We start from the raw sequence: 10,499 nt of genomic DNA, 5'->3' as shown, positions 1-10,499 counted from the left end.
CTGCTCCACCAGGTGCTCGTGGAGCAATCGTTCAATTTTCGATTCCAGCGTCGCAGGGGTTTTCGTCCGCATCCGCCACGGGTTGCACACCGCGACGACGGCCTCAACACCAGCCCTGAACGGTTACCGCCTTCGACCCAGTTCCAGCGGAGCCAAGTGCGCCAGCTCCAAAGGCAGCTCGCGGGAGAGAGTGGCAAGAAGGCGCTCACCGGACTCTTCGCGGGGCTTGCTGGGGCCGTGATTTGGGGAGCACTGAGATCTAATAGCAACAGCGATGACGAGGATGCGTATGTGTGGTGCGCGCTTCGTTGACTTCTCGTAATGGAGTTCGCCATGTGCCGCCTCTGGCGGAGTCAAGCAAAATCAGGTGGCGCAAGGTGGTTGTGGGTCGGGTGGAGTGGGGACTGTTCTGCTTAAGGTTTTCCATCTTCCTGTACTTGATTGCAATCCCGCCCTAGAACGCTCCGAATGAAGACTCCAAGTCTTTGGGGCTTGGGGCTTTTTCTAGTCTGGGATGTAGCGAGTGCTTGAGTCTGGGGAGCCCACTTCCCTCCATTCTCGAAGAGCACCCGTTCCTCGCGGGAGACGAACACGTGCGTTCAGACTTGAGCCTCAGCATCGAGGACGTGAGCCGCGACATGGGGCGCGCGCTCCAGCGAGGGGAGGGGGCCTACTTCATCGGCTCGGGAATCTCGGCGGCATCGGGGCTTCCCGACTGGCTGGAACTGATGCAGGAGGTGGCCGCTCCGCTGGGGTTGAATATCACCAGGAAGGATGATCTCGCGTTGATGGCCCAGCACTGTGTCAACGCGGATGCAGGTAATCGAGGCCCCCTCATCGGGCGGCTGAAGCGCGCTCTCTCTCGTCGGCCTCGTCGTGCAAACCCGTACCACACTGCCATTTCACGCACGAATGTCCGGACCCTCTGGACGACGAACTTCGACACGCTCATCGAGCAGGCGCTCGCCCCTGCGCGGTTGGGCGTGCGCGCCAACGATGCGGATTTGACAGGGGGGACGGGCGACGTCGACTTGGAGTTGCTGAAGATTCACGGCTGCATCGACCGGAGCTCGTCCGAGGAACTCGTGCTCACACGGGAGGACTACGAGGAGTTCCCTGCGCGGCGCCCCGCCTTGGCGCAGCGGCTTCGTAATGACCTGCTGCACCGGTCGCTCCTGTTCCTCGGGTACAGCTACAGTGACCCCAACATTGCCACCATCCTCGTCGAAGCACGGCGGCTCGCCAAGAAGGCGACGCGCGAGCACTTTCTCGTAACCAGGCGCGAGAAGGAGAAGGAGAGCCGGAGGCGGCAGGAACTCTGGCTCTTGGACCTCCGGCGCGTCGGGATTCGCAGTGCGCTCATTGACGATTTCAAGGAACTCGAGAAGCTAGTCGGCCAGCTAGCGCTCGGCTCACGAGGGCGGAGCGTATTCATCACCGGCGCCCACACCGCGGATGACGCGAAGGCCGCTGCGGTGGGAAGGCTCCTCGCGCACAGCCCGGACGTCGTTCTTCTCGACGGACAATCGGAGGGGATTGGGCGAACCGCCGCCAATGCCTTCGGAACGGCGTGTGTTCGGGCGCATACCGACATTCGGGACCGCATCCGGTACTTTCCGAATCCTTACGCGTTCAACCCTGCCTTCGCGAACGATGACGCATTCCTCGGTCAGTTAAAGCAGTGGAGGGCGAGCCTGCTGCGCGCGACGCACACCATGGTGGTGTTCGACGGCCGCAAGGGAACGAAGGCGGAGGTCGAGGTGGCGCGGACGCTGGGGTGCACTATCGTGCCCGTTCCTGGGGCCCAAGATGGGCTGGCGGCGCACCTGCTCAAGGATGCTGGGATTCGGAATGCGCTCTCCCCCAGGTACGTCAGCGCGGCGAGCACCAAGCGCCCTTCTGCTGAGGACGTTGTGGACTGTATCCAGAGGACATTTTGCGCATGAACGTCGCCATCATCTGTCCCAGGCGGGCACCGCTCGCAGTTGGCCATGGTACTCCGACACGCGTTATGGCGCTCATTGGGACGAGCACCCCTGGAGGCTATGCAAGCCAACTCCAGAAACTGGAGGCACTGCTGGGTCTGGACGCGCCTCCCGACCTCATCTCGGACCTGAGCATCGTGCCGACGACCAAGCCGCTCTGGGCGCATGTGCTGGAGGCAGGGCACCGGGCCGCGACGCTGCCGGTCTACTCGGTCCGCCGCCGGGAGCGGCGCATAGAACCGGAGGAACTTCTTGAGACGGCCGTGCAGCAGATGGATGCCGGCGTCGGGCTTCTCACGATTCACCCGACGGCGAGCCGCTCCCTCGTGGAGAGCGCGCAGGCGCGCCGGGTTCCATGGACGTCGCGCGGTGGTGGGCTCGTCATCGACGACATGCTCGCGTCGGACCGTGAAGAGAACGTCTACCTCCGCATCCTTCCGGACCTCATCCGGGCCGCGGCCCGGCACGGAACCGTCCTGAGCCTTGGGGCCACCTTCCGCTCGGCCAACATCCTCGATGCGCTCGACTGCACGCAGTTGGCGGAAATCGACGCGCAGCTCGTTCTGGCCAAGCGGATAACGGATGCAGGTGTTGGTGTCGTCATCGAGTCCCCTGGGCACGCGCGCCCTGCGGACATCCACCGCGTCGGCCTGATGCTCGCAGCGACGGGCTATCCGGTCATGCCGTTGGGGCCAATCCCCACGGATGCAGCAGTGGGGTTCGACCATGTTGCGGCGGCCATCGGTGCGACACTCCTTGGGATGGAAGGCGCCGCGCACATCCTCGCCGCTGTGACTCGTGAGGAGCACACTGGCTCGGTGCCATCGCTCTCCTCGACGCTTGAGGCCGTTCGTTCGGCACAGGTCGCAGCGCACATCATCGACATCCACCGCCTAGGCGCCACGGAACTCGATGAGCGTGTGACAGCCCACCGGGCCGAGCACCACACATGCGTGGACGGGAAGCTCACGCACGGATGTAGCCGGTGCGGCGTCACCTGTCCCCTGATCCCTCGGACTGCTGCCGCCGCTCCAGAGGATTTCGACGGAAGACGAGGAAGGTAGGCTCCGGTAAGGGCCCGCTCAGAAACTACTTAGCCGGTTTTTATGTCTGGTGGCCGATTTTCCGGGGATGGGAAATCCTCTCAGGGCTAAATAAATTGTGAGCGGGCCCTAACCGTTCAGGGGCGGTGTTGCGCCTGCATCGATTCCGTGGATCTCCCGCACTTTGCGTGATCTTTTCGGACGGGCAGGCAGACGCAACAGGGCGCTATTGAAACTAATCTTCCTGAAAGGATTTCAAGCCGGACTCTATCTGGTCTTTGACGACGAACAGGCTCGCCCCCTCGGAGTCCGCGCACCCGAATAGCAACTCTCGTGGGTCCGCTGTTGCTGAGCACGGTGGTTGATGAATGGGCGCCCGGGTTCGAGCGCCCAAGTTGATGGACTCCCGATGGATGGGAAGCTCCGAAAAAAACCATCGCGGAGCCGGACCACTGGAAGTCACGTTTGCAATGGGACTCAACTCCTTGACGCGACAGCAGTTTCCGTGACTAGCGGAACTGATTGCTCCCATCCTACTGCTCTCCGGTCGGGTCAGGGCTGCCCGAAGGGCACCGCCGAAGGCGGTCAAGGCCTTGACGCGAATGCAGAGCAGTAGTTCCGAGGCTATCAGCCAGCCAGCCAGCCAGCCAGCCAGCCAGCCAGCCAGCCAGCCAGCCAGCCAGCCGGCCGGCCATCAACAAAAGTGCGCAGCAACAGCCCGCCCGGTGCCACGCGTCACACAAAGTGGGGGAGAGCGAAGGAAGCGGGGCGGACTCATCAGGCCCCCCTCTGTATCCCGGTGATTCAGAGAACAGAGGTGGGGGCGGTCGCACGAGCTAAACCGGAGTGAACTTCACGCCGGTAGCCTTCATACGCTCCAGCGCTTGTTTGATGTCCTCGGAAACGATGAGCGCGATGTCCCAGCCCTCCGTTCGGAAGACCTTGGCGTCCCCCACCTTCCTGTGGTCGATGCGCATGTCGTCGACGGCGTAATACTGGCCTACCTTCTCGGGCAGCCCGTCTTCCGACTTCCAGCGCTGTACCTTGGACGCTGCGTCGTCAATGCAGCGGATGAGCTTCGTGGCTACCAGGATGAGGTACTGGTCCGGGTATCCCTGAATGTGTATGGGGATGAGTTGCACGTCGTTGGGGGCTCGCTCCGTGAAGAGCTCCGCCACTCTGACGTGGACCACAGGCGTCACGCCCACTCCCGCCGTGGAGAAGTCCAGCGCATTGCCTGGCTCGTCGATGGGAATTCGTAGCGGGCCTGGGACCTGGATGTACTGCCCCGCCCTGAAGAGCCAGGGGTCGTCCACTTCCTGGCCTCGGTCATCCTCGGGATCCCCCAGGTACCAGTTCCCGGCTTGAACGTTCTCAGCGAGGTCGAAGAATCGGGTCGGCATGGTGGGGTTCAATCGCTGCTTGCGTTTAGTCAGGAGCTTGTTGATGTCCGTCCCCTGCGTAACCGCTTCCTTGGCCAGTTGTTGAAGCGCCTTCGTCAGAGTCGTGCGGCACTCCTCCACCGAACGGCAGCGCGCCGTTGCGCTGTCCAGGCGGACGAGTCGCGTGGTCGAACAGCCTGTGACGGCAAGCGCCAGCGACAGCCAGATGACCGCATGCGCTCTCATCCTCGTCCTCCGGTTCCGAGCTCGGGCCCCTGCGACCAGAGCCAGGAATACCAGAAGCGCCTGACGGGACGAGGAGCGGCTCGTCCCTGGGGCTCAGGCAAGCGCAGGACTCACGTGGGCAGGCGATTGACGATGGCGCGGCCCACCGCCGACTTGGAGGCGTGCTGTATCCCCCACCGCCACGTCTGCCACGGGCGCGCGCCTGTCCACCTCTCGACGCGGCCCCGGGTGGGCGGGGACAGGCGGACAGACGGGGCTCGCCAGTCGCGTCCACGCTGCCCACCTTCCGCTGCGGGCAACGGGACGGCGAGGAGGTCGATGGTGAGCAACGCGCAGGGGGAGCTGGCCCTGGCCCCGCCAGCCGGCGCTGTGGGAGCTGCGGCGCCGCAGCGGGTTCTGAAGCGGTGGATGGTGGTGGGGCTCCGGCCCGTCTTCGCGCTGGCGGGGGTGGGCACGCTGGCGTTGCTGGTCCACAAGGCCGGGCCTCGCGAACTGGCCGCCGTGTTGTCCAGTGCGGCGCCCTGGCTGCCGTGGGTGGTGCTGCTGGAGCTGGGGCGGCAGTGCATGGATGGACTGGCCACGCGGTGTGCCTATGGCCCGGGTGCCCGAAGCGTGCCCTGGCGTGTCCTGGCCCGCGCGCAGCTCATCGGCACCGCGGTGTCCAGCATGGCCCCCGCGGGCCGCGCCGCGGCGGAGGCGACCAAGGCGGCCCTGCTGAGTCCCTACATGGGCGGGGGAGCCGCCACCGCGGCGGCGGCGACCTCCCAGGCGGCGTCCCTGGCGGCGGGAGGCTTCATCTCGTTCCCCTGCGCGCTGGCGTCCTACCTGCTGACGGGCATGTCCCTCTTCACGCTGCTCATGCTGGCGCACGGCGTGTTGCTGGTGCTGCTGTCGGTGGGCGTGCGCGCGTGCATGCGCGCGAAGCGGCCCGGCGCGTGGCTGGTGTGCCGCTTCAGCCGCTGGGCGCTCCACGCGGAGCAGTTCCAGGCCTCGGCGCGGCGTGGCGCGTTGCTGCCGTGGTCGCCCATGCGGGCGTTCCTGTGCAGCAGGCTGTTCCAGGTGGCGCAGTACGGCGTGCTGACCCACGCGGTGGGCATCGACACGTCCCTGGTGCAGGCGTTCTTCGCCCAGGGCCTCTACCTGTGCGCGCTGGCGGTGGGCTCGCTGGTGCCGGGGCAGGTGGGCGTCAGTGACGGCGCCTTCGCGCTGGCGGCGGGCGTGCTGGACACCACGGCCGCGCGCGCCATGTCGGTGGCGCTGCTGGGGCACCTGGTGCAACTGCTCTTCGTGCTGGTGGGCGCGCTCATCCCGCTGGTGTGGCGGATTCGGGCGCCGCTGCCCGCAGCACCCGCACCGGCGTGCCGCTGAAGGCGGCGTTGCCGCAGAGCGCGTCCACGGCCTGCGCGTCCGTGAGCTCATTGTGGCTGGCGCCCGCGTGGGCGCTGGCCACGGCGAGCCGCGTGCCCTGGCGCCCGTGCCCGTAGCCGTGGGGCAGGCTCACCACGCCGGGCATCACCTCGTCCGTCACGTGGATGGGCACCGTCACCGTCCCCACGCGCGAGGTGACGGTGGCCTCCATGCCGTCGGCCAGCGCCCGCCGCGCCGCGTCCTCCGGATGCATCATCAACGTGCAGCGCGGCTTGCCCTTCAGCAGGCCCGGAACGTTGTGCATCCAGGAGTTGTTGTCGCGCAGGTGCCGCCGGCCGATGAGCAGCAGCTCGCCGCTGTCCGGCGCGGGAGCGGTGTCCTGGGGGAAGGCTGCTCGCAGGCGCTGGATGTCCGCCACCAGCACCTCCGGCGCCAGGTGGATGCGGCGGTCCTTCGTCTGGAGGCGCCGGGGCAGGCAGGACTGGAGCGGCCCCAGGTCGATGCCGTGGGGAGACTGACGCAGCTTCGCCAGGCTGAGGCCCTGCTTCGCCGGGTGGAAGCGCGCCCCGTAGGGCCCCAGCCGCAGGCCCAGGTCCAGCACCCGCTCTGGCCCCAGCCGGGACAGGGCCTGGTACTTGAGCATGGCGCGCACGGAGGGGCGGCCCCGGCGCAGCGTCAGCAGCCGGTGCTGGAGGGCGAGCAGAATCTGCCAGTCCTGCCGGCCGCCGGGCCCGGGGTCGAAGAGGGCGGGCGAGTACTTCGCGGTGTTGCGCACCGCCAGCGCATGGAAGGCGACGTCGTAGTGGCTGCGCTCCAGCGGTGACACCGGCGGGAGGATGAGGTGCGCGTGGCGCGTCGTCTCGTTGAGGTACGGGTCGATGCTCACCATGAAGTCCAGGCCCGCGAGCGCCTGCTCCAGCCGCGCGCCATCAGGCGTGGACAGCGCGGGGTTGCCCGCGACGGTGAGCAGCGCGCGGACGCGGCCCGGTCCCGGCGTGAGCATCTCCTCCGCCATCGCGGCCGAGGGCAACTCCCCCGCGAACTCGGGGAGCCCGCGCACGCGGCTCTTCCAGCGGCCGAAGCCGCCTCGGCCCAGGGCCAGGGCCCGGGGGCCTCCGACGATGTCGAACGCGGGCAGGGTGAACATGGCGCCGCCGCGCCGGTCCAGGTTGCCGCTCACCACGTTGAGCACGGTGATGAGCCATTGGCAGAGCGCGCCGAAGGCCTGGGTGGACACGCCCATGCGCCCGTAGCACACGGCGGCCCGGGCGGAGAGGAAGTCCCGGGCGATGCGGCGCAGGGTGTTCGCGGGCACGCCCGTGTGCGGCGCGACCTGCTCCGGAGGAAAGTCCCGGGCCAGCGCGCACACCGTCTCCAGGCCGTCGGTGAAGGCACCCAGCGGCCCCAGGCGTGGCGCGTGCTCCACCACCGCCACGTGCAGCAGGGCGAGCAGCGCGAGCGCATCGGTGCCCGGCCGGATGAAGACGTGCGTGTCGGCGATGGCCGCCGTCTCCGTGCGGCGCGGATCCATCACCACGACGCGGCCGCCGCGCTGCTGGATGGCGCGGAGGCGGGCGCGCACGTCGGGCGCCGTCATCAGGCTGCCATTGGACGCCAGGGGATTGGCGCCCAGCACGAGCATGTAGCCGGTGTGGTCGATGTCTGGAATCGGCACCATCAACTGGTGGCCGAACATGAGGTAGGCGGTGAACTGGTGCGGCAGCTGGTCCACGGACGTCGCGGAGAAGCGGTTGCGCGAGCGCAGCGTGCGCAGCAGCTCCGGACCGAACAGCATGTTGCCCAGGTTGTGGACGTTGGGGTTGCCCAGGTACGAGCCCACCGCGTCACGGCCGTGCGCTTGCTGGATGGCGTGCAGGCGGCGCGCGGTCTCATTCAAGGCGTCGTCCCAGGAGACGGACTCCCAGCCGCTGGCGGTGCGCCGCAGGGGGCCGCGCAGCCGGTCCGGGTCCTGGTGCAGGTCCTCCAGCGCCAGCGCCTTGGGACAGACGTGGCCCCGGCTGAAGGGGTCCTCCGCGTCGCCCCGGATGGAGGTGATGCGCCCGGCGTCCAGTTCGATGCGCAGGCCGCACATGGCCTCACAGAGGTTGCAGGTGCGGAAGTGGACCTGGGGGGCCGGAGTCGCGCTCATCTGCGGAACTGTAGCGCGCGGCGGAGGGTCGTCCCTCCAGTGGCGTGGGTCGCGCTTCCATCCGTCTGGGTTCAGACGAAGGGCTTCCTGGCGGACTGCACGATTTCAGCGGCACACGTGCGAGGGGCCCGTGAAAGGATGGCGCCCCAGGAGGGCAGCACATGCACCGCGTGTCTCTGTTCGTCGTCTCCCTGGGGCTCTCGCTCGCGCCGCTCGCCGCCCATGCCCAGGCGCCGGGTGCGCCCGCGGCCGAGGTGAAGGCGCCGACCATCCAGTTCAAGCAGGTGAAGGCCCGCGTGGGGGACCAGGAGGAACTGGACAACGCCGTGGACATGCGGCTGGCGCTCGACCTGCGCGCCTCGGACATGGACAAGCCGATGTCGGTGGCGATGTCGGTGACCTCGTCCAGCCGCCACACGGTGACGGTGCTGGCCGCGAAGGGGAACGTCGTCTCCAAGGTGAAGCTGGCGTTCGGCGACGTGGGCGAGGTGACCGAGGAGCAGGGCGAGGTCCAGCGCAAGGCGAGCCCCATCAGCCGGAAGACGTACCTGGCGGAGTGGAAGAAGGCGCGCGTGGTCATCACGGATGCGAAGGGCACGCCGGTGTCCAAGGAGGAGGCGGACGAGGTGACGAAGCACCTGCCGGAGCTCGGCAGGCCTGACCGACTGGAGGCCGCCTTCCCGAAGCAGCCGCTGGCGGTGGGCGCCACGCTGGACGGCTTCTCCGATGCGCTCGCGAAGCAAATCGTGGACGAGCAGGGCGACGACACCCGCGTCACCCAGACGCGCGCGCGCCTGGTCGAAGTGCGTCAGGAGTCGCGCGGCGCCGTGGGCGTCTTCGACGTGGCGATGACGGTGTCGCGCCAGGAAAGCAACGCGCCCTTCCTGATGACCATTCCCCTGCAAGGGCAGATGTCCGTCCTCGCGGAGGGCATCCAGTTGCTGGAGCTCACCTTGTCCGGGCCGGTGAAGGTGGCGCTGACCGACGACGCCATCGAGCAGGGCTTCGAGGCGCGCGGCGAGGGCGCGATGCGGCTGCGGCTCACAGGCCGGAAGGCTGACGCCGCGCGTTAGGTGGATGGCCTGGCTGGCCGTCCGCTGTGCGCGAAGGCGCGAGGGCGTGACAAACGGCTGACAGAGTTTTGGGAGGCTGGGCGGTTAGAGGGTTCTGAATGTATCTCCACGCGCTCGGCCACTTCCATCCTCCCAACCTCCTGACCAACGCCTTCTTCGAGGAGCTGGGGCTGGAGACCAGCGACGCGTGGATTGTGGACCGCGTGGGCATCCGCACGCGGCACACGGTGCTGCCGCTGGACTACCTCCGGGAGACGCGCAACCGCGACGTGCGCGCGGCGCAGGAGGCGGCGCTCTTCAGCAACGCGGAGACGGGACGCCGCGCGGCGCTGATGGCGCTGGAGCGCGCGGGGCTGAAGCCGTCCGACATCGGGCTGGTGGTGGCGGGCGGATGCAGTCCGGACGAGTGCATCCCCGCGGAGTCGAACCGGGTGGCGCAGTTGCTGAACATCCACGCGCCGGCGGTGGACCTGCAGAGCGCTTGCTCGTCCTTCTGCATGCAGCTGCACTTCCTGTCGGGCATGCGGCCGGAGCGCCTGCCGGACTACGTGCTGGTGGTCAACATGGACAACTCCACGCGCGTGGTGGACTACACGGACCGCTCCAGCGCGGTGCTGTGGGGAGACGGCGCGTCCGCGGCCATCCTGTCGCCGCGCGTGCCGGGGCGCTGGCGCCTCACGGAGACGCTGCTGGCCGGAGACCCCTCGGGCGCGGACAAGGTGCGCGTGCCGCGCCTGGGGCACTTCACCCAGAACGGCGGCGAGGTGCAGAAGTTCGCCATCCGCCGCGCGGGGGAGACGTTCCAGGCCCTGCGCACGCGCTTCATGGACCGCCACCCGGACCAGGGCGCGGGGGCCGTCACCCTCATCGGGCACCAGGCCAACCTGCGCATGCTGGAGGCCGTGCAGCGGCGGTGTGAGGTGCCGGACGCGCGGCACTTCTTCAACGTGCACAACCGGGGGAACACCGGCGCCGCGGGCGCGCCCGGTGTCTTGAGCGAGCACTGGGACGACCCCGCCGTGGGAGACGCGGTGGTGCTGAGCGTCGTGGGCAGCGGCCTGACGTGGGCCGGGGCCCTGCTGGAGCGCACCCCGGCGCCGTGAGCCGCCTGGCGGTGGCGTGCCCGACGTTGATCCACCAGGACCTGTCGCCGTCCACTGCCTGACAGCGTTGCCCTCCCGGGCGTTGGCGGTGCCGGGGAGCGTGTGCAGCGTATGTCTTGTCGGATTCAGGGGAGAGGTTCCAGGCCCTGC

8 protein-coding genes are annotated in these 10,499 nt (G+C 68.1%); 6 read left to right on the top strand and 2 right to left on the bottom strand.

Annotation, left to right across the window (positions count from 1 at the left end):
* From G4D87_RS39015 to G4D87_RS25710, 3 genes are all read left to right on the top strand, one after another.
* The coding region (locus tag G4D87_RS39015; RefSeq protein WP_205507719.1) for a hypothetical protein at positions 1–312 on the top strand (312 nt) is incomplete at its 5' end.
* 293 nt (positions 313–605) lie between these two features.
* Positions 606–1,946, top strand: a complete 1,341-nt coding sequence (locus G4D87_RS25715; protein ID WP_163784914.1) for an SIR2 family protein — start codon at positions 606–608, stop codon at positions 1,944–1,946.
* Positions 1,943–3,049 (top strand): phosphomethylpyrimidine synthase ThiC, encoded by a 1,107-nt coding sequence (locus G4D87_RS25710; protein ID WP_163784912.1) that lies wholly within the window; start codon positions 1,943–1,945, stop codon positions 3,047–3,049. The genes G4D87_RS25715 and G4D87_RS25710 overlap by 4 nt, the downstream gene beginning before the upstream one ends.
* A gap of 815 nt (positions 3,050–3,864) precedes the next feature.
* Here G4D87_RS25710 and G4D87_RS25705 read toward each other — a convergent pair.
* Entirely contained in the window at positions 3,865–4,431 is a 567-nt protein-coding gene (locus G4D87_RS25705; protein ID WP_163784918.1) for an imm11 family protein, read from the bottom strand.
* A gap of 543 nt (positions 4,432–4,974) precedes the next feature.
* Here G4D87_RS25705 and G4D87_RS25700 point away from each other — a divergent pair.
* A complete protein-coding gene (locus G4D87_RS25700; RefSeq protein ID WP_240358607.1) occupies positions 4,975–6,024 on the top strand; it encodes a lysylphosphatidylglycerol synthase domain-containing protein in 1,050 nt (349 codons plus the stop codon).
* Here the strand turns inward: G4D87_RS25700 and G4D87_RS25695 are convergent.
* Entirely contained in the window at positions 5,960–8,173 is a 2,214-nt protein-coding gene (locus tag G4D87_RS25695) for a molybdopterin-dependent oxidoreductase (protein WP_163784910.1), read from the bottom strand. The genes G4D87_RS25700 and G4D87_RS25695 overlap by 65 nt on opposite strands.
* A gap of 161 nt (positions 8,174–8,334) precedes the next feature.
* Here G4D87_RS25695 and G4D87_RS25690 point away from each other — a divergent pair, with 161 nt between their 5' ends.
* Positions 8,335–9,246, top strand: a complete 912-nt coding sequence (locus G4D87_RS25690; protein WP_163784908.1) for a hypothetical protein — start codon at positions 8,335–8,337, stop codon at positions 9,244–9,246.
* Between the two features lie 98 nt (positions 9,247–9,344).
* Entirely contained in the window at positions 9,345–10,349 is a 1,005-nt protein-coding gene (locus tag G4D87_RS25685; RefSeq protein ID WP_163784906.1) for a 3-oxoacyl-ACP synthase III family protein, read from the top strand.
* Positions 10,350–10,499: the final 150 nt, after the last annotated feature.

Source organism: Myxococcus vastator (assembly GCF_010894475.1).
GTDB lineage: Bacteria > Myxococcota > Myxococcia > Myxococcales > Myxococcaceae > Myxococcus > Myxococcus vastator.
The sequence above is the reverse complement of the archived record's forward strand: the minus strand, read 5'-3'. Positions and strand labels throughout refer to the sequence as shown.